At 65.9% G+C, this 23,535-nt stretch carries 23 protein-coding genes and 2 tRNA genes; 15 read left to right on the top strand and 10 right to left on the bottom strand.

What is annotated here, in order from left to right:
* The first annotated feature begins 91 nt into the window (after positions 1-91).
* The 3 genes from QQW98_RS13845 (at position 92) to QQW98_RS13835 (ending at position 1,934) form a co-directional block, all read left to right on the top strand.
* Positions 92-778: a LexA family transcriptional regulator gene (locus tag QQW98_RS13845; RefSeq protein WP_290135503.1), complete on the top strand. Its 687-nt coding sequence runs from the start codon at positions 92-94 to the stop codon at positions 776-778.
* Positions 779-885: 107 nt separating this feature from the next.
* Positions 886-1,203: a hypothetical protein gene (locus tag QQW98_RS13840; protein ID WP_290135502.1), complete on the top strand. Its 318-nt coding sequence runs from the start codon at positions 886-888 to the stop codon at positions 1,201-1,203.
* 56 nt (positions 1,204-1,259) lie between these two features.
* Complete coding sequence (locus QQW98_RS13835) at positions 1,260-1,934, top strand: MBL fold metallo-hydrolase (RefSeq protein WP_290135501.1); 675 nt, start codon at positions 1,260-1,262, stop codon at positions 1,932-1,934.
* A gap of 24 nt (positions 1,935-1,958) precedes the next feature.
* Here the strand turns inward: QQW98_RS13835 and QQW98_RS13830 are convergent, their stop codons facing one another.
* Positions 1,959-2,369 (bottom strand): MAPEG family protein, encoded by a 411-nt coding sequence (locus QQW98_RS13830; RefSeq protein WP_290135500.1) that lies wholly within the window; start codon positions 2,367-2,369, stop codon positions 1,959-1,961.
* Between the two features lie 240 nt (positions 2,370-2,609).
* Here QQW98_RS13830 and rpmF point away from each other — a divergent pair, with 240 nt between their 5' ends.
* The 6 genes from rpmF (at position 2,610) to QQW98_RS13800 (ending at position 7,132) form a co-directional block, all read left to right on the top strand.
* Positions 2,610-2,792 (top strand): 50S ribosomal protein L32, encoded by a 183-nt coding sequence (rpmF, locus tag QQW98_RS13825; RefSeq protein ID WP_290135499.1) that lies wholly within the window; start codon positions 2,610-2,612, stop codon positions 2,790-2,792.
* A 33-nt stretch (positions 2,793-2,825) separates the two neighbouring features.
* Positions 2,826-3,869, top strand: coding sequence for a phosphate acyltransferase PlsX (gene plsX / locus QQW98_RS13820; protein ID WP_290135498.1), 1,044 nt, complete (start codon positions 2,826-2,828; stop codon positions 3,867-3,869).
* Positions 3,866-4,837: a beta-ketoacyl-ACP synthase III gene (locus QQW98_RS13815; RefSeq protein ID WP_290135497.1), complete on the top strand. Its 972-nt coding sequence runs from the start codon at positions 3,866-3,868 to the stop codon at positions 4,835-4,837. Before plsX ends, QQW98_RS13815 begins: the two co-directional genes overlap by 4 nt.
* A gap of 113 nt (positions 4,838-4,950) precedes the next feature.
* Positions 4,951-5,247 (top strand): integration host factor subunit alpha, encoded by a 297-nt coding sequence (locus tag QQW98_RS13810; protein WP_290135496.1) that lies wholly within the window; start codon positions 4,951-4,953, stop codon positions 5,245-5,247.
* Position 5,248: 1 nt separating this feature from the next.
* Positions 5,249-5,638 carry a MerR family transcriptional regulator gene (locus QQW98_RS13805; RefSeq protein ID WP_290135495.1) on the top strand — a complete coding sequence of 130 codons (390 nt, stop codon included), beginning with the start codon at positions 5,249-5,251 and terminating at the stop codon, positions 5,636-5,638.
* A gap of 60 nt (positions 5,639-5,698) precedes the next feature.
* Positions 5,699-7,132 (top strand): NAD-dependent succinate-semialdehyde dehydrogenase, encoded by a 1,434-nt coding sequence (locus QQW98_RS13800; RefSeq protein WP_290135494.1) that lies wholly within the window; start codon positions 5,699-5,701, stop codon positions 7,130-7,132.
* Between the two features lie 13 nt (positions 7,133-7,145).
* On the opposite strand, the gene QQW98_RS13795 is transcribed toward QQW98_RS13800, so the two are convergent.
* Genes QQW98_RS13795 through QQW98_RS13785 form a run of 3 tightly spaced genes read right to left on the bottom strand, consistent with a single transcriptional unit; the run spans position 7,146 to position 12,237 of the window.
* A complete protein-coding gene (locus QQW98_RS13795) occupies positions 7,146-7,673 on the bottom strand; it encodes a SixA phosphatase family protein (protein WP_290135493.1) in 528 nt (175 codons plus the stop codon).
* The gene (locus QQW98_RS13790; protein WP_290135492.1) at positions 7,670-10,387 is read right to left on the bottom strand and encodes an ATP-dependent DNA helicase; all 2,718 of its coding nucleotides are present in this window, start codon (positions 10,385-10,387) and stop codon (positions 7,670-7,672) included. The genes QQW98_RS13795 and QQW98_RS13790 overlap by 4 nt, the downstream gene beginning before the upstream one ends.
* Positions 10,388-10,443: 56 nt before the next feature.
* Positions 10,444-12,237 carry an SLC13 family permease gene (locus QQW98_RS13785; RefSeq protein ID WP_290135491.1) on the bottom strand — a complete coding sequence of 598 codons (1,794 nt, stop codon included), beginning with the start codon at positions 12,235-12,237 and terminating at the stop codon, positions 10,444-10,446.
* 290 nt (positions 12,238-12,527) lie between these two features.
* Between QQW98_RS13785 and QQW98_RS13780 the strand changes: the two genes are divergently transcribed.
* Positions 12,528-14,144 (top strand): lysine--tRNA ligase, encoded by a 1,617-nt coding sequence (locus tag QQW98_RS13780; RefSeq protein ID WP_290135490.1) that lies wholly within the window; start codon positions 12,528-12,530, stop codon positions 14,142-14,144.
* A 3-nt stretch (positions 14,145-14,147) separates the two neighbouring features.
* Here QQW98_RS13780 and QQW98_RS13775 read toward each other — a convergent pair whose 3' ends face one another.
* Positions 14,148-14,834, bottom strand: a complete 687-nt coding sequence (locus QQW98_RS13775) for a prolyl hydroxylase family protein (protein WP_290135489.1) — start codon at positions 14,832-14,834, stop codon at positions 14,148-14,150.
* Positions 14,835-14,903: 69 nt separating this feature from the next.
* Between QQW98_RS13775 and QQW98_RS13770 the strand changes: the two genes are divergently transcribed.
* Positions 14,904-15,458, top strand: a complete 555-nt coding sequence (locus QQW98_RS13770; protein ID WP_290135488.1) for a cytochrome b — start codon at positions 14,904-14,906, stop codon at positions 15,456-15,458.
* 93 nt (positions 15,459-15,551) lie between these two features.
* Here the strand turns inward: QQW98_RS13770 and QQW98_RS13765 are convergent, their stop codons facing one another.
* Positions 15,552-16,349 carry an RcnB family protein gene (locus QQW98_RS13765; RefSeq protein WP_290135487.1) on the bottom strand — a complete coding sequence of 266 codons (798 nt, stop codon included), beginning with the start codon at positions 16,347-16,349 and terminating at the stop codon, positions 15,552-15,554.
* Positions 16,350-16,600: 251 nt separating this feature from the next.
* On the opposite strand from QQW98_RS13765, the gene QQW98_RS13760 reads away from it, so the two are divergent.
* Positions 16,601-17,224: a pyridoxamine 5'-phosphate oxidase family protein gene (locus QQW98_RS13760; protein WP_290135486.1), complete on the top strand. Its 624-nt coding sequence runs from the start codon at positions 16,601-16,603 to the stop codon at positions 17,222-17,224.
* 189 nt (positions 17,225-17,413) lie between these two features.
* Here the strand turns inward: QQW98_RS13760 and QQW98_RS13755 are convergent, their stop codons facing one another.
* Positions 17,414-17,923, bottom strand: a complete 510-nt coding sequence (locus QQW98_RS13755; protein ID WP_290135485.1) for a hypothetical protein — start codon at positions 17,921-17,923, stop codon at positions 17,414-17,416.
* A gap of 73 nt (positions 17,924-17,996) precedes the next feature.
* The gene (gene ettA / locus QQW98_RS13750) at positions 17,997-19,676 is read right to left on the bottom strand and encodes an energy-dependent translational throttle protein EttA (protein ID WP_290135484.1); all 1,680 of its coding nucleotides are present in this window, start codon (positions 19,674-19,676) and stop codon (positions 17,997-17,999) included.
* A gap of 137 nt (positions 19,677-19,813) precedes the next feature.
* On the opposite strand from ettA, the gene QQW98_RS13745 reads away from it, so the two are divergent.
* The 3 genes from QQW98_RS13745 (at position 19,814) to QQW98_RS13735 (ending at position 23,258) form a co-directional block, all read left to right on the top strand.
* On the top strand, positions 19,814-21,184 hold the full coding sequence (locus QQW98_RS13745) for a M28 family peptidase (RefSeq protein ID WP_290135483.1): 1,371 nt from the start codon (positions 19,814-19,816) through the stop codon (positions 21,182-21,184).
* Positions 21,181-21,675 carry a PH domain-containing protein gene (locus QQW98_RS13740; RefSeq protein WP_290135482.1) on the top strand — a complete coding sequence of 165 codons (495 nt, stop codon included), beginning with the start codon at positions 21,181-21,183 and terminating at the stop codon, positions 21,673-21,675. The genes QQW98_RS13745 and QQW98_RS13740 overlap by 4 nt, the downstream gene beginning before the upstream one ends.
* Positions 21,676-21,746: 71 nt before the next feature.
* Positions 21,747-23,258 (top strand): PH domain-containing protein, encoded by a 1,512-nt coding sequence (locus tag QQW98_RS13735; protein WP_290135481.1) that lies wholly within the window; start codon positions 21,747-21,749, stop codon positions 23,256-23,258.
* A 46-nt stretch (positions 23,259-23,304) separates the two neighbouring features.
* On the opposite strand, the gene QQW98_RS13730 is transcribed toward QQW98_RS13735, so the two are convergent.
* A tRNA-Pro gene (locus tag QQW98_RS13730) sits at positions 23,305-23,381 on the bottom strand.
* Positions 23,382-23,433: 52 nt separating this feature from the next.
* Positions 23,434-23,510 (bottom strand) — tRNA-Ile (locus QQW98_RS13725).
* Positions 23,511-23,535: the final 25 nt, after the last annotated feature.

The following is a 23,535-nucleotide window of genomic DNA, read 5'->3' as shown; positions in this document are numbered from 1 at the left end:
CTTATGTTCCAACGCAAATCCTACTTGTCTAGGAAAAATCCTATGCTATAGGAAATTGTCTAAGGGTGACGCGTTTTGCGAAGGAAAACTGATGGACCATCTCGGCAAGGGAGAGCAGGCCGCACGGCGCAGGTTGCAGCGCATGGTGCGCGATAAGGGGACCAGCCTGGCCGCATTGTCCCGGCTGATCGGGCGCAACGATGCCTATCTCCAGCAATTCGTCACGCGCGGCAGTCCGCGCCACCTTGACGAGGCGGACGAGAAGACAATCGCGGAATTTCTTGGTTCGGCGTCGGCGCTGTTCGAGACCCGGCGCTGGGACGAGAGCAAGTCCGCGTCCTCGCCTTCCTTCGCCGCGCCGCCTTTGCGGAGCGACGACGACTGGATCGATGTGCCCCGGTTCCCGCTAGACGCGTCGGCAGGGCCGGGGGCGTTCGGGGCGCAGGAAATTTCCTACGATGCGATCCGGTTCTCGCCGCGGTGGATGCGTGAAATGGGGCTGGAAGGCGCCGACCTGTCCGCCATCCGGGTGGAGGGGGACAGCATGGAGCCGGTCCTGCGCTCGGGCGACGAGATCCTCGTCGATCGGAGCAAGCGGTCGGCGGAAGGCATCCATGTCGTGCGGGTGGGGGATGCGCTGCACGTGAAGCAGGTGCAGCTCGCCGGACCCGGCCGGGTGAAGCTGGTCAGCGCGAACGAGGATTATGCGCCGATCGACCTCGCGCTGGACGAGGTCGAGATCATCGGCCGCGTCGTGTGGAAAGGCGGGCGGATCTAGCTTTCCGTGCCCTTACAGGCGGTTGGGCGGAACAATCGCGCGCCGGCGGGGTAGATAGGTCAATCCCGCGCGTGGGACACAGCGGCGCGGAACGTCCAGGAGAGACCATGCGCAAGACCCTTATCCCCGCCGCCCTCACAACCACCATGATGCTGGGCGGCTGCGCCACGGCCCTCGGCGGCGGCCTGCTCGGCGATATCCTCGGCGGCAACGACCAGTACGGCGAAACGCGTTTCGAGCGTGCCGCAGTGCAGGCCTGCGCCAACGAAGCCTCGCGCTACGGCCGCGTGGAAATCCGCGATGTAGACCAGACTTCCCGCGACATCGTGCGCGTCCGCGGCGACATCCGCCGCGACTACCGCAACTCGCGCTTCGAATGCGATTTCCGCAGCGACGGCCGGATCGTCGACTTCGACGTCGACTGATCTAGGCCGGCGCGCGGCGCTTGCATTGCGTGCCGGGCGCAGCCACATCGGCGCGGATGAGCCAGACCGCCCCGACACCGCCCCTCAAAGCCGCCATCTTGCCGGTCACGCCGTTGCAGCAGAATTGTTCGCTGATCTGGTGCACCGCCACGAACAAGGCGGCGCTGGTCGATCCGGGCGGCGATCTCGACATGCTGAAGGCCAATGTCGCGAAGGCAGGGGTTGATCTGCAAAAGATCCTCGTCACCCACGGCCATATCGATCACTGCGGAGAGGCGGGCGTGCTGGCGAAGGAGCTGGGCTTGCCCATCGAAGGGCCGCACGAGGCCGATCGCTTCTGGATCAGCCGGCTGGACGATGACGGGCGCAAATACAGCATCAACGGCCAGGTGTTCGAGCCGGATCGCTGGCTGCAGGACGGGGATACGGTGACCGTGGGCGAACTGACGCTGCAGGTGATCCATTGCCCCGGCCACACGCCCGGCCACGTGGTGTTCTTCCACGAGCCGAGCCGCTTCGCCATCGTCGGCGACGTGCTGTTCCAGGGCAGCATCGGGCGCACGGACTTCCCGATGGGCAACCACCAGGACCTGCTCGACGCGATCACGCATAAGCTCTGGCCGCTGGGCGAGGACATCACCTTCATCCCGGGCCACGGCCCCGTCAGCACCTTCGGGCAGGAGCGCAAGACCAACCCCTTCGTCGGCGATCACGCCATGGGCGTCGCCTGAGGCGCGTGTTCTAGCTGTACTGGCCTAGCTGTACCGGAACGCGAGCCAAGCGGCCACGCCGGCAAGGCCGACCAGTGTCAGCATCGTTACCAGCGTGCCGACCATCCGGCCCCACTGCAGCCTGCCGCCATCCATGCCGAGGCCGTGGAGAATGCGCCCGACGGCATACACGAGGGCAACCAGCGGCAGCCACCAGCCGCCGTGGCCCGACAGCTCGATGGCGGCGACCAGCACCAGCACCAGGAACGTATTCTCGGCGAAATTCAGCTGGGCGCGCATGCGGCGCTGGATCGCCTCGTTCCCGCCATCGCCCACGCTCACCTTGTGCTTCTGCCGCAAGGCGCCGATGCGGATGGACAGCCACAGGTTGGTGATCGCGGCCGCGGCGGCCAGCGACAGCGTAGTAGGAAGGACGATGCCGGTGGTGAAGTTCATGCGGTATAACCCCCTGTCGCGCGACCCGTCGCCGCGCGGTTCGTGTCCTGCCACGCCACGTGCGGTGTTGCAACGCGCGCGAAATCCTCTATAGGCCGCGCCTTCGCCGCCAACACGATGGACCGAGCGCGCAACCATCTGGGTCACCATACGGCCCAGATACGGGTTGTGCCGTTCCGGTGCTTCGCCTAGGGCGGCCCGCAACAGATATCACAGTGTATTCAAGGAACAGGTGCCGCCATGGCCGTCCCTAAGAGAAAAGTATCGCCGCATCGCCGGGGCAATCGCCGGGCACACGATTCGCTGAAGGTCGAAGCCTTCCACGAATGCGACAACTGCGGTGAATTGAAGCGTCCGCACAACATGTGCGGCCATTGCGGTTTCTACAACGGCCGCGAGGTTATGGCGCCCAAGGGCCTGTAAGGTCCTTCACAGCCTTAAACTGGAGATGAGCGCATGAGCCTGCCGCGGATCGCCATCGATGCGATGGGCGGCGATGAAGGCGTGCGCGTCATGGTGGAAGGTGCCGCGATCGCGCGGCGCCGCCACGACAGCTTCAAGTTCCTGCTGGTGGGCGACGAGGCGCGGATCAAGGCCGCGCTCGACAAGCACCCCGGCATGGCCGGTGCCAGCGAGATCCTGCACGCGGAAGACGTGGTGGGCGGCGAGGAGAAGCCGACCCAGGCGCTCCGCCGGGCCAAGACCACATCGATGGGCATGGCGATCGACGCGGTGAAGCGCGGCGATGCCGGCGCGGCCGTGTCCGGCGGCAACACCGGCGCGCTGATGGCGATGGCCAAGCTGGCCCTGCGCACCATTCCCGGCATCGATCGCCCCGCGCTCGCCGCGCTGATGCCGACGCTGGGCGATAACGACGTGATCATGCTGGACCTGGGCGCAAACACCGAATGCGACGCCCGCAACCTCGTCCAGTTCGCGATCATGGGTGCGGCCTACAGCCGCCTTGCGCTGGGGCTGGAGGCTCCGCGCGTGCGCCTGCTCAATATCGGGACCGAGGCGAACAAGGGCACCTGGGACCTGCAGGAAGCCGCCCAGCAGCTGAACGAGGCGAGCGAGCTGGCGCTGCGTTTCGAAGGCTATGTCGAGGCGGACAAGATCAACCGCGGCGATGTGGACGTGGTGGTGACCGACGGGTTCTCCGGCAATATCGCGCTAAAAGCCATCGAAGGGTCTGCGCGCTTCGTGACGGACCTGCTGCGCCGCGCCTTCACCAGTTCGATCCGGTCGAAATTCGGCTTCCTCGTCAGTCGTCCCGCAACCGAGCTGCTGCGCCACCACCTCGACCCCAACAACCACAACGGCGCGGTCTTCCTCGGCCTCAACGGCGTGGTGGTGAAGAGCCACGGCAGCGCCACGACCGGCGGCGTCGCCAATGCCGTCGCAGTGGCCGCGCGGCTGGTGGAGAACGAGCTGACCGCGCGCATTTCCGCCGACATCGGTGCGCTTGACCATTCGGCCACCGCTGCGGGCGGCAAATGATCCGTAGCCACGTCATCGGCAGCGGCTCCGCCTTGCCGGCGCGCCGCCTGACCAACGAGGAACTGGCTGCCGAATACAATCTCGACACCAGCGACGAATGGATCGTCGAGCGGACGGGCATCACCCAGCGCTATTTCGCGGGCGAGGGGGAAACCACCGCCACGCTGGCGACCGCCGCTGCGCGCATGGCGCTCGAAATGGCAGGGACCGACTCGAGCGAGATCGGTCTGATCGTGCTCGCCACGGCGACGCCCGACAACACGTTCCCCGCCACGGCCACGCAGGTCCAGCAGGCGCTGGGCTGCAACGGCGGCATCGCTTTTGACGTCGCTGCCGTGTGCACCGGCTTCCTTTACGCCATGGGCGTCGCCGATTCGATGCTGCGGATCGGCCATGCGAAAAAGGCGCTGGTCATCGGCGCGGAAACCTTCAGCCGCATCCTCGATTTCGAGGACCGCACCACCTGCGTCCTCTTTGGCGACGGGGCCGGCGCGCTGGTGCTGGAAGCACGCGAAAGCGGCGAAGCGCAGACGGGCGTGCTGGGCACCAAGCTGCATGCGGACGGCGCGCATTGCGACCTGCTGCATGTCGACGGCGGACCGTCGAGCACCGGCACGGTCGGCAAGCTGCGGATGAAGGGACGCGAGGTCTTTCGCCACGCAGTGGTCAACCTGTCGTCGGTCCTGAAGGAAGTGCTTGAAGAAACGGGCGTTTCTGCCGCCGAGATCGACTGGGTGGTGCCGCACCAGGCCAATGCCCGCATCCTGGATGCAACTGCGCGCAAGCTGGGCCTGCCGATGGAAAAAATTGTCGTCACGGTGGATCGCCACGCCAACACCTCTGCCGCTTCGGTGCCGCTCGCCTTCGACACCGCGATGCGGGACGGGCGGCTGAAAGCGGGCGACCTCGTCATGCTGGAAGCGATGGGCGGCGGCTTTACCTGGGGCGCCAGCCTGCTGCGGCTTTGACCGGCTCCGTCGGCGCAGTGTAAAAACGCGCCCGCAAGCCTTTGCGAAACTTCATCTATTTGCTACGCAAGTGGTGGATTAACTGACCCGGGTCGCGCTGGGAAGGATGGTAAATGCGTTCAGTCGGAACTCTTACTCGCGCCGATCTGGCGGAATCGATCAACCGCAAGCTGGGCCTCAGCCGCGCGGAATCGCTCGATCTGGTGGAGGCCATCCTTGCCAAGATGTGCGATGCGATGGCCGACGGGGAGAATGTGAAGATTTCCGGTTTCGGCACCTTCCTGCTGCGCGACAAGAAGGAACGCGTCGGGCGCAATCCCAAGACCGGGGTGGAGGTGCCGATCACCCCGCGCCGGGTGATGACGTTCCGCGCCAGTCAGAAACTCAAGGAACGGGTGATCGCAGGCTGACATGGCCGCCGGGTTCGACGACGGGAAAGACCCCTCGGCCCTCAGGACCATTGGCGAGGTTGCGGACGGCCTCGGCATAAAGCAGCACGTGCTGCGTTACTGGGAAAAGCAGTTTCCCATGCTCCGCCCGCTCCAGCGCAGCGGCAACCGCCGCTATTATCGTCCCGACGATGTCGAACTGGTGCAGACCATACACCGGCTGGTGAACCGCGAAGGTTACACGCTGCGCGGCGCGCGCCAGGCGATCGAGCACGGGCATGTCGGGGACGTTGCCGATGCGGAAGCTCCGGAACCGGCCGCGGAGACGTCGCCTGAGGCGGCCGTATCGCCGGACATCCTGGCCGCGCTCAAATCTGTCCGCAACCGGCTCGCCGCAGCGCTGGACGGCTGATACACTGCCTGCCTAAAGGAGCGCGAACCCGCTGACGGGACGCGACCAGAAGGCAGACGCATGACCACCACTTACGACGCCCAGCCGGCCCTCTATATCGACGGCGAATTCCTGTCCGGCGACGGACGCGATACGCACACCGTGATCAACCCCGCCACGGGCGAGGCGATCGGCGAGGTGCCGCTGGCGACCACCGCCGATCTCGACGCGGCGCTGGGGGCATCGGCGCACGGTTTCGAAACGTGGCGGGCGATGGACGTGGACGCGCGCGGTGCGATCCTGAAGAAAGCCGCCGCTTTGCTGCGCGAACGGGCCGACGGGATCGGCCGCACCATGACGATGGAGCAGGGCAAGCCGCTCGCCGAAGCGAAGAGCGAGGTGATGGGCTCGGCGCAAATCCTCGACTGGGCGGCAGAGGAAGCCAAGCGGCAATACGGCCGCGTGCTGGTGCGGCCCACCGGGCAGCGCTCGATGGTGATTCGCCAGCCGGTCGGCCCTGTCGCCGCTTTCAGTCCGTGGAATTTCCCGATCTACCTGATGGCAAAGAAGCTCGGCCCCGCGCTGGCGGCGGGCAATTCTGTGATCGCCAAGCCGCCGGAGGAAACGCCCGGCTGCACAGGCGCGCTTATCCGCGCGCTGCGCGATGCGGGCATCCCGAAAGGCGCGGCGCAGCTTGTCCACGGCGTGCCCGACACGGTGAGCCGCCACTTGCTGGCCAGCCCGGTCATCCGCAAGGTCAGCTTCACCGGGTCAATCCCGGTCGGCAAGCACCTGATGAAGCTGGCGGCCGACGGGCTGAAGCGCATCACGATGGAACTGGGCGGACATGCGCCGGTGCTGGTGTTCGACGATTGCGATCTCGACAGGACACTCGACATGGTCGTGCCGCAGAAATTCCGCAACGCCGGGCAGGTCTGCGTCAGCCCCACGCGCTTCTTCGTGCAGGAAGGCATCCACGATGCTTTCGTGAAGGGATTTGCGGAGCGTACGGCGAAAGTCCGGGTCGGCAATGGCCTGGAAGAAGGGACCGCGATGGGGCCGCTCGCCAACGAGCGGCGTCCCGGCGCCATCGATGAACTGGTCGGCGATGCCGTGGCGAGCGGCGCGCGACTGATGGCGGGCGGGGAGCGCGGCGATGCGGGCTATTTCTATCGCCCCACGCTGCTCGCCGACGTGCCCGACGCAGCGCGGGTGATGAACGAGGAACCCTTTGGCCCGCTGGCTGTGACGCAGAGCTTCGCCACGCTGGACGAAGCGATCGCGAAGGCGAACCGCCTGCCGTACGGGCTGGCGGCGTTCGCATTCACGGAAGGGCTCAAGACCGCCAACCTCGTCGGCGATGCGGTGGAAGCCGGGATGGTCGGGATTAACAGCTTCGCGATCAGCGCGGTCGATGCGCCTTTCGGCGGGGTGAAGGATTCAGGCTTCGGCAGCGAAGGCGGGCCGGAAGGGTTCGAAGCCTATACGGTGACCAAGGCCATCCACCAGGGCTAGGCTGCGGCCTAGGTCAGTCTGCGGGGCCGAGGTCGGGATCGAGGTCGCGCGGGCGGGTGAAGTGCACCAGCTTGCCGCAATCGTCGGCCAGGTCCGCCCAGTCGTCGATATCGCATTCCAGAATGGCAAAGGAGGCGGTGGGAAACTTGCGCGCCGCCTCGTCAAACAGTGCATCTTCCGCGTCCGGCGCGACGATGTCGAAGACGAGTTCCTGTATGCCGGGATTGTGGCCTGACAGCAGCACGCGGTCGGCATCGCCGGCAAGGTCGCGCACGACCTCCATCAGAGTGGTGGACGAAGCGAGGTAGCAGCGCTTGTCGAACTGCGGCTCCAGTCCCAGCTTCGCGCTTTCGAGCGTGCGCTGGACGCGCTCGGCCGGGCTGGCGATCAGCGTGTCCCACGCCGTACCCTCGTCCACGATATGCGCGCCCATCAGCGCCGCACCGCGCCGCCCGCGATCGTTCAGGCCGCGGTCGAAATCGCGCAGGGCGCTGTCGTCCCAGTCCGATTTCGCATGGCGCAAGAGGCCGAGTGTCTTCACGTGTCCTGACTTTCCGTAACGGCGGGCTCGCTTTCCGAAACACCGCTGCCGAGGCGTTGTAAAGCTTCCGCAAGCGTCAGGCGTGTGACAGGCGTGCCGGGGGGGAAGGCGGTCAGCAGGCGGCTGGGGAAGGCGGGCGAGAGGACGACGAAATGGCCGCGGTCCTCGCGGCTGCGAATCAGCCGTCCGAAGGCCTGCGCCAGCCGGGCGCGGATGATGCGGTCGTCGTGCGCGCTGCCCCCGTTCGCGGCGCGCCGGGCGCGGTGGAGGATGGACGGCTTGGGCCACGGAACCTGCTCCATCACCACGCAGCGCAGGCTTTCGCCCGGCACGTCCACCCCGTCGCGCAGGGCATCGGTGCCGAGCAGACTGGCGGCGGGATCGTCACGGAAGATGTCGACCAGCGTGCCGGTGTCGATGGGATCGACATGCTGGGCGTAGAGCGGCAGGCCCGCCCGGGCGAGCCGGTCCGCGATGCGGCCATGCACCGCGCGCATCCGCCGGATCGCGGTGAACAGGCCCAGCACGCCGCCACCGCAACCTTCGATGATGCGCGCATAAGCGCCCGCCAGCGCGGCAAGGTCGCCCTTCTTCACGTCGGTCACGATCAGCACTTCGGCCTGCGCGGCATAGTCGAACGGGCTGTCCGCCTGCACCAGCCGCGGCTTCACTTCGATATGCGGCGCACCGCTGCGCAGGATCGCGCTTTGCCAGTCGTCCCCGTCGCGCAGAGTGGCGCTGGTCATGGTGACCCCGTGGGAAGGCTCCAGCACGACGCGGGCGAAGGGCTTCATCGGGTCGAGCCAGCGGCGGTGGATGCCGATGTCGAACTCGCGGCTTTCGTTGCGGTCGACGGCCAGCCAGTCGACGAATTCCGGATCGGCCGGGCCGCCCAGCCGGTCGAGCAGTGCCTCCCACGCGGCGAGCAGGTCGATCCGCCACGCCATCGCATGGCGCGCCCCGTCGAGCCGCTGGCGCCCCTGTGCATCGAGCCAGTCGGGCGCTTCTTCCAGCAGCTTTTCCAGCCGCACGCCCAGCCGGATCAGCGGCTTGCGGATGGCGGCGAGCGCGGCGGCGGCCTGTCCGACAAGCTCGATGAAATTGCCGTCCAGCTGCGCGGCCTCGGTCTCGATCCCGTAGCCCGCGTCCTGCGCCCCGCTTTCATCGCGCGCGTAGGTGAGGGCGCGCACGGCGGCGAGCAGCGCCTCCAGCGGCCCGGACGGCGCATTGTCCGCCAGCCGCTGCGTCCACCCTTCCGACGGCAGGGCCTCCGCCCCGTCGCGCGCGGCGGCGATCGCCTTGCCGCCTTCCTCGTCATAGCTCGCAATATCGGCTAGCCGCGCCGCGAGCCCGCGCCGCCGCCCGCGCGAATTGCGTTCCGGGCCGATCACCCAGCGGCGCAGTTCGATCAGCTCCTGCCCCGTCAGCGCGGCGGCAAAGGTGCTGTCGGCGGCGTCGAAGACGTGATGGCCTTCGTCGAACACGATGCGGGTGGGGCGCAGTGCATGGTCGCGCCCTCTCGCCGCATTGATCATCACCAGCGCGTGGTTGGCGATGACGAGATCGGCCTGCGCGCTCGCCCGCGCGCTGCGTTCGATGAAGCATTTGCGGTAATGCGGGCAGCCGGCATAGACACATTCGCCGCGCTGGTCCGTCAGGGCGGCGATGCCGCGTTTGCGGAACAGCGTGCCGAGCCAGCCGGGCAAGTCCCCGCCGATCATGTCGCCATCGGCGCTGAAGACCGCCCAGCGCGCCACCAGCTGCGCCAGGATCGCCGCACGCCCGCCGAAGCCGCCCTGCAGCGCATCTTCCAGATTGAGCAGGCAGAGGTAGTTTTCCCGTCCCTTGCGCACCACCACGGGCTTGCTGCCGTCGGGCCGCGTCTCGCCCCACGCACGGCGGGCTTCCTGCCGCAGCTGGCGTTGCAGGTTCTTGGTGTAGGTGCTGACCCAGACGGTGCCTTGCGCGCGTTCCGCCCACAGCGATGCGGGGGCGAGATAACCGAGCGTCTTGCCGACGCCCGTGCCCGCCTGCGCCAGCACCACGTGCGGGCGGCGTTCCTTGCCCCGTGGCGCGAACATGCCCCCGGTTTCGCGGGCGTAACTACGCTGCCCCTCCCGCCGTTCCGCGCCTTCTCCGGTCAGCCGTTCCAGCCGCCCTTCGATTTCGTTTTCCTCGATCAGCACCTGCGCGGGCTGCGGCCGTTCGGGGCTTTCCTCCCATTCGGGCAGGCGGCTGAAGAGCCACTTCTCCGCCCGCTCCGGCCGCGCGATGTGCGGGGCGATGATCGCCGCCCACGGCCAGCGCAGCTTGGCCAGCGATTGCAGGATGCTCCACGCGCCTTCGCGCTGCGGCCAGTCCGCCGCCTCGCATTGTTCCAGCAACACCGCGGCGGCGCGCTGGAGCAGTTCGGGCACCGCATCGTCGCTGGCCGGTTCGGGCAAGCCGGTCGCGTGGGCCAGCCCCTTGGGGGTCGGCACGCAGAACTGCGCGGGGCGGACGAATGCGAACAGCTCCAGCAGATCGAGCCCCGACAGGTCGGGATAGCCGAGCCGGGTCGCCACCAGCGGCGCGTTGAGGATCAGGGCGGGCGTGTCGGCGGCCAGCGTCACCGCTTCGCCTTTCGCCACACCGCGCGTCTCGCCATTGGCGGCGCGCAGCCACGTGCCCGCATGGCTGGCGTGCAGGGCGGGGAGGGGAAGCGCGGCGGCCATCCCAAGGGTTTAGAACGAAGGTGGAACGCTTGCCAAGCGCGGCGCGCGTCGATTGCTCAGAAAAAGAAGTGGATCGCAGCGCAGGTGGCGAGGCCGACGATGACATTCATCGGCAGGCCGATCTTCACGAAATCCATGAAGCGATAATTCGCCGCGCCATACACCAGCGTGTTGGTCTGGTAACCGATGGGCGTCGCAAAACTGGCGCTGGCGCCGAACATCACCGCGACCACGAAGGGGCGGGGATCGATCCCCAGCGCCTGCGTGAGAGATATCACGAGCGGGGTCATGATGACGGCGACCGCGTTGTTGGTGACGATCTCGGTCAGCGTGCTGGTGAGTGCGTAGATCAACACCAGCAGCAGCAATGGGGAAGCATCCGCCAGCACCGGCTCCAACGTATCGACGATCAGCTGGATGGTGCCGGCCTCGTCCAGCCCCATGCCGAAGGCGAGCATGGCGAAGATCAGCACCAGCGTGCTGCCGTCGATCGCGCTCCACGCCTCTTCGGGCTCGATGCAGCGGGTCAGCAGGACCACCGCGACCCCGGCGATGGCCAGCGCCACAATGGGCAGGTCGAAGATCGCCGCGCCCAGCACCACGGCGGCCAGCGTGGCGATGGCGATAGGCGCGCGGGCGCGGCGGAAGCTCTGCACGGGCGCATCGCCGACTTCGGCCAGGTCGACGTTGCGCTGCAGGGTCACGACCGCATCGTCACCCGTGGCGATCAGCAGGCGGTCGCCGGCGCGCACGCGGGCATTGGCAAGGTCCGGCCCGGCGAGGTGGCGCGGACGGGCGAGGCCGAGTACACGGACCTTCAGGCGCGACAGCATCGGGATTTCGGCCAGCCTGCTGCCGATCATCGGGTGGGACGGGGTGATGACCGCCGTGACTAGGCGCGTATCGGTCGAGCGCTTTTCCTTGGCCATCGCGATACCGCCGCCCACGCCGGTCAGGCCGATGCGGAAATCGCGCCCTTCGGCAAAGGAGGCGACTTCGGTGGGACTGGCGGCGATGACCAGCTGGTCGCCCGCGGCAAGCACGATATCGGACAGGTTCCTCCGCTCAAGTTCGCCGCCCTGCCGCACGGCCAGGATGCGTACGCCCGGGCGGCGGGACATGCGCGTATCGCCCAGCTTCTGGCCGACCAGCGGGCTGTCCTCCGCCACGACCAGGTGGCTGAGGTAACTTTCGTTTTCCGCCATCGCTTCGTCCTGCCGCCCGGGGCGGTCGGGAAGCAGAAGCGGGCCGAGCACGACCAGCGTCGCGACACCGGCGGCTGCGGTGACAAAGCCGACCAGAGAAATCTCGAAGATGCCGAAGGGGGCAAGGCCCGCCTCGGTCGCGACACCGTCCACCAGCAGGTTGGTGGAGGTGCCGATCAGCGTGATCGTGCCGCCAAGGATCGAAAGATAGGACAGCGGGATCAGCAGGCGCGTGGATGCCGTGCCCAGCACGCGCGCCAGCCGTTTCAGGATGGGGATCATCACGATCACCACCGGTGTGTTGTTCATGAAGGCCGAGGCCGCGAGCGTGCCCGCGCCGACTTCCGCCACCGCCAGCCGCGGCTTGCGCAGGGTGCGGCGGATGACCCAGCCCGAAATCTCCTCCAGTGCGCCGGTGCGAAGCAAGGCACCGCTCAGCACGAACATCGCCCCGATGGTCACCGGCGCGTTGTTGCCGAATACGCCCAGGATCGCGTCGGGATCGACGAAGCCCAGCGCCAGCACGATGACCGCCCCTGCCACGGCTATGGTCACCGGCGGACGGCGTTCGAGGAAGAACGCGACGAATATGCCGACGAGGAGGGCGAGGCCGATAACCGCCGAATGCGAATCGATGAAGGACATCACGGCGGCCATGTGGGCTGGTGATTACTGCTTCGAAAGAAAGGCGAATAGCGGCAATCTACCGGGGCTGCAATTTCCTACTCGCGTATTTGCAGCGATAAGGCCTGCGTCATGACTTTCGCTTTCGCCTCCCTCCATTCCTCTTCGCCGACCGCCCGCAGGCTCGCAGCGGATTTGCGCCAGGACCGTGTTCCATGTGTTCCATCGATGAGGATGCGCCGGGCGCGGCTCCTACGCCGATCCAACAGTTCGCACTTGCAACACGGGGCCGCTTGGCCAATGTGCCGCGCATGACCGATACCGCGCTGCAAGACGCCGCCCGCAACTCCAAGGCATGGCCGTTCCAGGAGGCGCAGCGGCTGGCCAAACGCTATCCCGGCGGCACCAAGCCCGATGGCTCGCCAGTGCTGTTCGAAACCGGCTACGGGCCCAGCGGGCTCCCGCATATCGGCACGTTCCAGGAAGTGCTGCGGACCACCTTCGTGCGCCGCGCCTACGAAGCGCTGACCGGCGCGCCGACGCGGCTAATCGCCTTCAGCGACGACATGGACGGCTTCCGCAAGGTGCCGGAGAACCTGCCGAACCAGGCCATGCTGGCAGAGCACCTGCACAAGCCGCTCAGCCGCATTCCCGACCCCTTCGGCAAGTACGAGAGCTTCGCCGCGCACAACAACGCGATGCTGCGCGAGTTCCTTGACCGGTTCGGCTTCGAATACGAGTTCATCGCGTCGAGCGACATGTACAACACCGGCAAGTTCGACGATGCCTTGCGCGGGGTACTGCGCAACAATCAGGCGATCCTCGACATCATGTTGCCGACGCTGCGGGCCGAACGCGCCGCGACCTACTCGCCGATCATGCCCATCAGCCCGGCCAGCGGCAACGTGCTGCAGGTTCCGGTGGAAGTGGTCGATGCCGAGGCCGGCACCATCCGCTTCACCGACGAGGACGGCACCGTGGTCGAGCAGAGCGCGCTAGGCGGGATGGCCAAGCTGCAGTGGAAGGTCGACTTCGCGATGCGCTGGGTCGCGCTGGGCGTCGACTACGAGATGTATGGCAAGGACCTGACCGACACCGGCGTGCAGTCCGGCAAGATCGCGCAGGTGCTGGGCGGGCGGAAGCCCGAAGGCCTGATCTACGAGCTGTTCCTGGACGAGAAGGGCGAGAAGATCTCCAAGTCCAAGGGCAACGGCCTGACAATCGAGGAATGGCTGGCCTACGGCAGCGACGACAGCCTGGGCTTCTACATCTTCCCCAATCCCAAGAGCGCCAAGCAGCTCCACGCAGGAGTGATCCCGCGCGCGGTCGACGATTACTGGGCCTTCCGCGAGCGGCTGGCCGAGCAGGACCTCGACAAGCAGCTGGGCAATCCGGCGTGGCACCTGCTGCGCGCGAACATCGCGCAGGCCGGTCGGCAAGCGCCGGGCGCGGGCGACAGCCTGCCGGTGACCTATGCACTGCTGCTCAACCTGATCGGCGTGCTGGGCGCGGAAGCCGATGCGGAGCAGGTGTGGTCCTACCTCGCCAACTACGTGCCCGATGCCGATGCGGAGCAGCATCCGCAGCTCAATGCGCTGATCGACCGGGCGCTGGCGTACAACCGCGACTTCGTGGCCCCGACACTGCAGAAGCGCGCGCCGATAGGCGGCGAGATCTACGGCTTGCAGGAGCTCGATCGCAGGCTGGCCGCGGCCGATGGAGGCACTACTGCCGAGGACCTGCAGACCATGGTCTATGAAATCGGCAAAAGCGAAGAAGTGGGCGCGGAGAACCTGCGAGACTGGTTCCGCGCGCTTTACGAAACGCTGCTGGGATCGAGCCAGGGACCGCGCATGGGCAGCTTCATCGCGCTGTACGGGATCGAAAACACTCGCCGTCTGATCGCCGAGGCGCTGAACCGCGCGTGAGGATCAGCCCCACTTCCTGACGCGGTACCACTTGGTGATGACGTATTTCTGGCCCTTCACCACGGGACTTCCGGAATGCATTGTATCCTCGTTCGGCGTGCCGTCGGGCAGGGCGTTGTTCCACATCAGCAGGGTGCCGCGCTGCGGCTTCACGCCGAAGCCGACATGCTGGAAGTCGGTGTGCCCGCCTTCCTCCACCTCGTTGAGGAACGCCATGGCGGTATAACAGCGCTGCCCGCCGCGCTTTTGTTCCAGCGGCCAGCAGCTTTCGTCGGTCGGGTGGAACCAGTCGAAATGCGGCTTGAATTCCTGGCCGGGCAGATAGCGCTGGCCCTGGATCGCTTCCCCCTGGACGGGATTGAGGCCCAGCAGGTCGTCGATCCGCCGGCTGATCGATTTCACCAGCGGATTGTTGGGATCAACATTGCCCGAATAACTGGTGCGATAGGCATCGGTATAATCGGACTTGTAGGTCTGGCTGGGCTTGGCGACGGCATCGATCTGGCGGATCAGGTTGTCGCATTCCGACGGGCGGATGAAATTGCCGACGGCAAAGATTTCCGCGGCCTCGGTCGGGAACTTGAAGACGGTTTCGTCTTCTTCAAGCCGCTTGCGAACCTTTTCGCCGATGCGGCGCAGGGCATCCTTGTCGGGAATCTTGTCGGGGAAGGGGAATTTCTTGTCAGCCATGGACGCGGAAATAGCGCTTGCAGCGTCGCCCGCAAGGGAAGAAAACACGACCCTTACAGGGAGACGGATATGATCGATGACGACGTGCAGCGCCGCTATTCCGCCGGGGCGATGTTCTTTCACTGGGTTATCGCCATCGCGGTAATCTGGAACTGGCGACTGGCGGAAAATGCACACCATGCCGCCGACCGGGCGGAAAGGATGGCCATTTTTGCCGATCACAAGGCGCTCGGTATAACTATCCTGATGCTGACGCTGGCGCGGCTGGCATGGCGGATCGGCCATCCGGCGCCGCCGATGCCGGCGGAAATGGCAGCCTGGGAAAAGGCCCTGGCCAAGACGACCCATGTCATCTTCTACGTCCTGCTCATCGGCCTTCCCGTCGGCGCCTGGCTCGCGAATTCGATGGCCGGGCGCGATATCGATTTCTTCGGCCTGTTCACCATTCCGCCTCTTCCCGTGGGTGGGAACGGCGGCCTTGCAGAAACGATCTTCGGTATCCACGGTACTGCCGGCGGACTGATGATCTGGCTGATCGGCCTGCATATCCTCGGCGCGCTGAAGCACACTTTCTTCGACAAGCGCGGCGGCCTTTCCCGCATGCTGCCCTTCGGCAAGGCCTGACCCGATACGAAGAAGCCCCCGCTCCCCCTGATGGGGGGCGAGGGCTTCCCGCAAATCCGCCGGGCGATCCATCCCGGCGGAGAGGAGCGCGGCTTACCAGAAGAAGTCGTATTCCACGTCGACCACTTCGCCGGTGTAGATATTCACCAGCAGGACGTCGTCGTAATAGCGGACCCAGCGATAGGGGCCGTAGACCGGCGGCAGGCGATAGCGCCACGGATCGTTGATGTAGTAGCGATCCGAAAAGAACAGGCTGTCGAGGAAATAGCCGATGCTCAGGCGGCGATAGCGATAGTCGCGGTAGGGCGAGTAATAGATCCCTATCCGGAACCGGTCGCGGTTGGCACGACGATAGTTGTACCAGTTGTACCGGCGATCCTGCCGCCAGCGGTTGTTCCAGCGCTGGTACTGGCCGTCACGGTAGTCGCGGCGCGCTTCGCGGTAACCGGCGCGGCGACCGTCACGATAGGCATCGCGGCGCTCGTAGCGGTCGCGGCGAGTATCGGCACGGCGACCGTCGCGATAACCGTCGCGATACGTCTCGCGACGATCGGCCCGACGTTCCGTACGGCGGTCGTAGCGACGTTCTGCACGCCGATCATACCGGGTGTCACGCGTCCGCGTTTCTGCGGGCCGAACCGTGCGGCGTTCAGCCCTACGTTCGGTGCGGATCGGGGTGGCGCGACGCTCCCCACGACGCTCGGCCCGTTGGGGCGCGCGGCGTTCCGTCCGTTGCGGTGCGCGGCGTTCCGCGGGTCGTTCGGTTTGCCGTTCGGCGCGTCGTTCGGAGCGGTTGCCACGACGCTCCTGGGCACGGCGCGCATTTCGGCGTTCGGCGCGTCGGTCCTGCCGGTCGACCCGTTCGCCGCCGCCCGGACGGGCTTCTGCCATGGCGACGTCATCATAGGCTGTGGCCTCGGCAGCCAAGACTGGGGGCGCGCTGAATGCGATTGCGGCAGCAATCGCTGCCATACCGCTGGACTTCAAAAAATTGGCGAGCTGCATGTGCGGCATCTCCTGTACAGGGCCGCACAGCAAGAGGGGCGGCTCGATGGATTGGATGTCGCAAGATGTATCGGGCTTTCCCTGACGGTTCACTGAACTGACCAGTAATCTTAACGTTCAGGTTGGAAGTGATTTATGTGAACGACCTCGCGGGCCTTGCCAAGACCAGGGCAATCGGTCACGCGGCACGGATGTACGACAGTTTCGAGGCCATCCGCGAGGACATCGCCAAAAGGCTTGGAGAGGCAGTTTCCGACCGCAAGTCGCCCATGCACACGCCGGTGGTGGCGACCGCCGATGCCGATGCGCGGGTCATGGTCCTGCGCGGCTGGGATGCGGACAGCGGTACCCTGCGTTTCCACACGGATGCCCGCGCGCCGAAATGCGCCGTTATCGGCAGTGGCGCCCCAGTGGGCGTGGTCTTCTACGACAGGGAAGCGAAGATCCAGCTTCGCCTGCACGGCACCGGGCGGATCGAAATGGACAGCGCGAAGGCAGACCGGGCGTGGGAGGAAAGCAGCAACTTTTCGCGCCGCTGCTATTTGGGAGAGGGGCCGGGTGCAGTCTCGGACGAACCGGCCAGCGGCCTGCCGGACTGGGCGGAAGGTGAAGAGCCGAGCGAACGGGAACTCGCCCCGGCGCGGGAGAATTTCGCCATCCTGCTGGTCGACGTGAACACGATGGACTGGTTTCACCTCGCCAACACCGGCCACCGCCGCGCCTTGCTTACAGCAGATGGCGGCCAATGGATCGCGCCCTGATCGGCGACGATACAAGCTTGACGAAGTTTACACCCCTGTCAATTTTGACCCAGCGTATTTTCGCAATATTTCCAGTCGTTTAGCAAGCAACCCGGCTAGAACTTGACAAAATAGCCATGGGGGCGAGACAAGCGGTTTCTTGACCCGATCGCCTCCGTACCGACCGATTGAAGGGTAGGAAATGCGCTTTTAGACGTCGTCGCCCGGAGTGATGATGCCGATGACTCGCCGCACCGTGTTGTAGAGCACGGCCACTGTGGCGGCGACCAGCCCGACCATGACGACGCAGGCTGCAAACAAACCGTCGTAGAGGCGGATGAACCAGCCTTGCGGCATTTCCTCGAACTCGCCGACCGGCAGGGTAAAGGCGAGAAGCACGATCAGCCCGATCATCAGCGATGCGGTGGCGAGCTTCGCGATCAGGTCGATGCTGCGATAGGTCGCGGCGTCGAATTCCTTCTCCATCCGCCGGATCATCCCGATCAGCGTCAGCATCAGCGCAAGCGTGGTGATCGATGCGGTGACGATGGCGGAGCCGAGGTAGAGTCCCGCCCGGCTTAGCGCCTCGATCAACTGTGTCGCCTGCGCTCCCGAATAAACGTTTCCGATCGCCTGCCGCGCAAGATAGCCCGCCGCACAGACGAGGATGAAAGCCGCCGTGGCCCAGCGATGATCGGAAAGTCTGTTTGATAATGCCATTGCGTCACCAACGGGCGATGGCGAGGGGGGTTTCGGGAAAGTCCGCGCCCGCCCGAAACCCTTGCCGCTGCGATCAGCGCGTCAGCTTCTTGTACGCCAACCGCGTCGGGCGGTCGGCCGCGTCGCCCAGGCGGCGGCGCTTGTCTTCTTCGTAGGCTTCGAAATTGCCTTCGAACCATTCGACATGGCTGTCGCCCTCGAAGGCGAGGATGTGGGTCGCCAGCCGGTCGAGGAAGAAGCGGTCATGGCTGATGACCACGGCGCAGCCAGCGAAGTTCTCGATCGCCTCTTCCAGCGCGCGCAGGGTTTCCACGTCGAGGTCGTTGGTCGGCTCGTCCAGCAGCAGCACGTTGCCGCCCTGCTTCAGCATCTTGGCCATATGGACGCGGTTGCGCTCACCGCCCGACAGCTTGCCGACGTTCTTCTGCTGGTCCTGGCCCTTGAAGTTGAACGCGCCGACATAGGCACGCGTGCTCATGTCGTGGCCGTTGACCTTCATGTAATCGAGCCCGTCGGAGATTTCCTCCCACACGTTGTTGCTTGCAGTCAGATCGTCCCGGCTCTGGTCGACATAGCCCAGGTGGACCGTGTCGCCGATCTTGATGCTGCCGCTGTCCGGCTCTTCCTGACCCGTGATGATCTTGAACAGCGTCGACTTGCCGGCGCCATTGGGGCCAATGATGCCGACAATGCCGCCCGGCGGCAGGGTGAAGCTGAGGTCTTCAAAGAGCAGCTTGTCGCCGAAGGCCTTGGTCAGGTTCTTCGCCTCGATCACCTGGCTGCCGAGGCGTTCCGGCACCTGGATGACGATCTGCGCCTTGCCCGGCTTGCGGTCGCCCTGCGCATCCTGCAGCGCCTCGAATTTCTTGAGGCGGGCCTTGGACTTGGTCTGACGACCCTTGGGGTTCTGACGAATCCATTCGAGCTCTTCCGACAGGGCCTTCTGCCGGCCGCTTTCCTCGCGCTCTTCCTGCGCGAGGCGTTTCGCCTTCTTGTCGAGATAGGTCGAGTAGTTGCCTTCGTACGGGTAATAGCTGCCGCGATCGAGCTCCAGGATCCAGCCCACGACATTGTCGAGGAAGTAGCGATCGTGGGTGATCATCAGGACGGCGCCGGCATATTCCTTGAGATGGTTTTCAAGCCAGTTGACGCTTTCGGCGTCGAGGTGGTTGGTCGGCTCGTCCAGCAGCAGGATGCCCGGCTTCTGGATCAGCAGGCGGGTGAGGGCGACGCGGCGTTTCTCGCCGCCCGACAGGTTGGAGACATCGGCATCGGACGGCGGGCAGCGCAGTGCCTCCATCGCGATTTCGAGCTGGTTGTCGAGCGTCCAGCCGTCGACCGCGTCGATCTCTTCCTGCAGCGTGCCCATTTCTTCCATCAGGGCGTCGAAGTCGGTCTCGTCCGTGGGATCGCCCATTTCGGCGGAGATGGCGTTGAAGCGATCGACCTTGTCGGCGATGTCGCGGGCGCCGTCCTTGACGTTTTCGAGCACCGTCTTGCTCTCGTCGAGCTGCGGTTCCTGCGGCAGGTAACCGACGGTGATGTTCTCGCCCGGCCACGCTTCGCCCTGGAATTCGGTATCGATGCCGGCCATGATCTTCATCAGGGTGGACTTGCCGGCGCCGTTGGGGCCGACGATGCCGATCTTGGCACCCTGGTAGAACTGCAGGTTGATATTGCTGAGCACGGGCTTGGGGGCACCGGGGAAGGTCTTGGTCATGCTCTTCATGACATAGGCGTACTGGGCGGCCATGATGGTCCTCGTTCGGGTAATCTGGTTGGCTGGATTGGCCTGCCAGATAGGGGCAGGCGGCGATGCGGGCAAGCCTGTTGGGCGCAGCGGCGCAGGCCCGCTGGACAGGGTGGCGTACCGGGGATAGCAAGCGGCGCATGAAAAACCTCATGACCGCGCTCGGCGCGCTTTCGCTTTCCCTGTCCGCCCAGCCTGCCGCCGCGCAGGACGACACGCTGCCCGCCGCCGACGTGGCGCTGGAGCGGGACGAGCTCGCGCTCGATTTCACCCGCGGCATCACGACCGAAGTGGGCGCGCGGATGCCCGGCACGCCGGACGAGGCGCGCGGGCGCGTGTGGGCGATGCGCTGGCTGCGCGAGAACGACTTCGCCAACGTGGCGGACGAGCCCTTCATGATGGACACTTGGGTCCGGGGCGAGGAGACGGCGCAGATCACCGGCGAGTTCGCGCAGACAATGACGGTGACCGCGCTCGGCACCAGCGGATCGACCGGGCCGGAAGGGATCGAAGCCGAAGTCGTCGGCTTTTCCAGCGTCGGCGAGATGATGGCTGCGCCCGACAGCGCTGTGGCGGGCAAGATCGTGTTCCTGACGCACGATATGCGCCCGACGCAGGATGGCTCGGGATATGGGTTTGCTGGCCCCGCACGCTGGGTGGGGCCGGGCTTCGCGGCGCAGAAGGGCGCGGTCGCCACGGTGATCCGATCCATCGGCACGGACAACCACCGCGTCCCGCATACGGGCGGGACCGGATGGCCCGAAGGCGTGACGCCGACGGCTGCGGGCGCGCTCAGCAATCCGGATGCGGATAATCTCGAACGCCTGCTCGCGACCGGCCGGCCGGTCACGATGAAGCTGGTGATGACCCCGCGGATGCTCGGCCGGACGCAAAGCGGCAATGTGGTGGGCGAAATCGTCGGGCGCGACCCCGCGTTGCCGCCGGTGCTGGTCGCCTGCCACCTCGACAGCTGGGACCTTGGTACGGGGGCGATCGACGATGCGGCGGGCTGCGGCATCGTGGCGGCCGCGGCAAGGGTCGCGACCGAGGACGGGCCGGCACTACGCACCATCCGCGTCCTCTTCGCGGGCGCCGAGGAAACCGGCCTGTGGGGCAGCAAGGCCTATAGCGAGGCGCATCTGGACGAGACGATTGCGGTGGGGCTCGAAAGCGATTTCGGTGCGGACCGCATCTGGCGCTTCGAAAGCAATTTTGCGGCGAGCAATCCGGCGTTGCACAAGCGCCTCGTCGCCTCCGTCGCCCGCTTCGGGGTGGCTGGCGGTAATGCGGTTGCCACCGGCGGTGCGGACATCGACATCGTCCGCGATCAGGGCGCGGCGATCATCGACCTCCAGCAGGACGGCACACGCTATTTCGACCTGCACCACACGGCGGACGACACGTTCGACAAGATCGATCCCGTGCAGCTGCGCCAGAATGTCGCCGTCTGGGCGCAGGTTATCGCTATCCTCGCCAACGAGCCCGGCAGCATCAAGGGCGACGCCGAATGAGCGATGAGGGTCCGAAAGCGCTCGTCGGCGATCAGGCGCTGACGCCGGTCCACCCGGACCACAAGAAAGTCCTGCGTATCCGCGCTGTCATCGTCTCGCTCGTGCTGCTGGTGCCGGGCATCATCGGCGAATTCGCGGCGGACGAATTGCCGACCGGTATCTTCCTGGTCCCGTGGCTTGTTTTCGCCGCGATTTTCGTCTGGCGCGTCCCGCAGCGCCGCTGGAGCCACAAGGGCTATGCCCATGACGACAACCGCCTGCGGGTGGTGAAGGGCTTCCTGTTCCGCAGCGACACGGTGGTCCCCTATGGCCGCGTGCAGCATATCGACGTGACGCAAGGCCCGCTGGAGCGCCTGTACGATTTGTCGCAGTTGGTCGTGCACACGGCGGGATCGCACAACGCGTCGGTGGTGCTGGAAGGGCTAAGGCGCGAAACAGCGGAAAGCCTGCGTGAGGAAATCCGCGCGCATATCAAGCGCGAGACGCTGTGAGCGAGGAGCCGGAGACAGGCGCAGTCGCTATGCGAGCGGGCGGCGAGGGCCACCGGACGTCGCCCTTGGGCATGGCCGTGAGCGCAGTCGACATGCTGCGCCAGATGGTTTTGCCGATTGTCGCGGTGGTGATCGGCACGCAGAATTTCGGCATGACAGTTGGTGTCACTGCCGCGATTGCGGCGACCGTGCTGGTCGTCGCCGTCGGCTCCACATGGCTGCGCTGGAGCCGGCTCAAATACTTCATCGGCGAAACCGACATCCGGGTGGAAAGCGGGATCGTCAGCCTGGCCAAACGATCCGTCCCATATGAGCGCATCCAGGACGTCAGTCTCGAACAGAAGCTGATCCCGCGCCTTTTCGGCCTCGTCGAAGTGCGCTTCGAAACCGGCGCCGGCGGGAAGGACGAATTGCATCTCGCCTATGTTTCCGAAGGCGAAGGCGCGCGCCTTCGCGAACTCGTTCGGCGCAGGCAGGAGGAAGACGAGGCGGCTGCCGGCGGCGAGGGCGAGGTTGCTGAAGAGGCTCGCGCCCGGGTGGAAGAGGGGGAACTCCTCTTCGCCATGGGTCCGAAGCGCATTTTCACCTTCGGCCTGTTCGAATTCTCGCTGGTGGTATTTGCGGTGCTCGCCGGTCTGGCCCAGCAACTGGAATTCTTCGTCGATTTCGACATCTGGGATCTCGATCTCTGGCGCGACATCGCCGGGCAAGGATCGGACCGGATATCCAGCCTGGGCCGCATGGGGCAGGTCCTGGGGGCCGTCGCCGGCCTCGTATCCCTCGTCTTCGTCGGCTTCGCCACCGGGCTGGCGCGGACGGCGGCGCGGGAGTGGGACTTTCGCCTGACCCGCACGGCGAAGGGTTTCCGGCGCCGCCGCGGCCTTTTTACCCGGACTGACGTCCTGATGCCCGCCCACCGTGTCCAGGCGGCGAGCCTCGGCACCGGCGTGATCCGGCGTATCTTCGGCTGGCATTCGCTCAAGTTCGTCAGCCTCGCGCAGGATAGCGGCGCGGCAAACCACGTCGTTGCGCCTTTTGCGACGCGGGAGGAAATCGACCCCATTGCGGCAGAAGCCGGGATCGACCTGTCGATGGACGGGCTCCAATGGCTGCAGCCGAGCCCCAGCTACTGGCTCGACAGAACACTAGTGGTGTCTGCCTTTGCTGCAATCGTCGCTGGCGGCTGGTGGATTTTCGACCGCCCGCTGGTCGGCGCCGCCATCTTTCTCGGCGTGACCGCGATTGCCGCCATCGCCAACGGCCTCGCTTCGCTCCGCTACCGCCACGTAACGAATGAAGGCCAGCTATTCATCCGCACGGGGTTCTTGTCGCCGGATTATATCGTCGCGCCGCAGGTTCGCCTGCAATCGGTCGAGATCGCACAGGGGCCATTGGCGCGGTTGCGCGGCTATTGCGAAGTGCATTTCGGCCTGCCGGGCGGGCGCATGCACATCCACGGCGTCCCTGTCGGCGAAGCCCGTATGCTGCGTGATTCCATCCTGCAACGGATCGCGCACACGGATTATTCCCGGCTGGACGACCAGAAAATTCGCCCGCTATCCAATCTCCTTACGACCACTTAACCAAAAGGCGCCTGCGGCTGCCTGAGCCGCTTTACGTCACGAAAACTGGTCGGGGAGACAGGATTTGAACCTGCGACCCCCTGTACCCAAAACAGGTGCGCTACCAGGCTGCGCCACTCCCCGACCGTTCGTGCCACGTGGGCAAACATCGCTGCATGGGCTGCCAAGGCAGCTGTGGTGGGCCCGGCAGGACTCGAACCCGCGACCTAGCCGTTATGAGCGGCCAGCTCTAACCAACTGAGCTACAGGCCCGATGCGCAGCATTGCGGTGGACCGC

This window comes from Alteriqipengyuania flavescens (genome assembly GCF_030406725.1).
Taxonomy (GTDB): Bacteria; Pseudomonadota; Alphaproteobacteria; order Sphingomonadales; family Sphingomonadaceae; genus Alteriqipengyuania_B; species Alteriqipengyuania_B flavescens.
The sequence above is the reverse complement of the archived record's forward strand: the minus strand, read 5'-3'. Positions and strand labels throughout refer to the sequence as shown.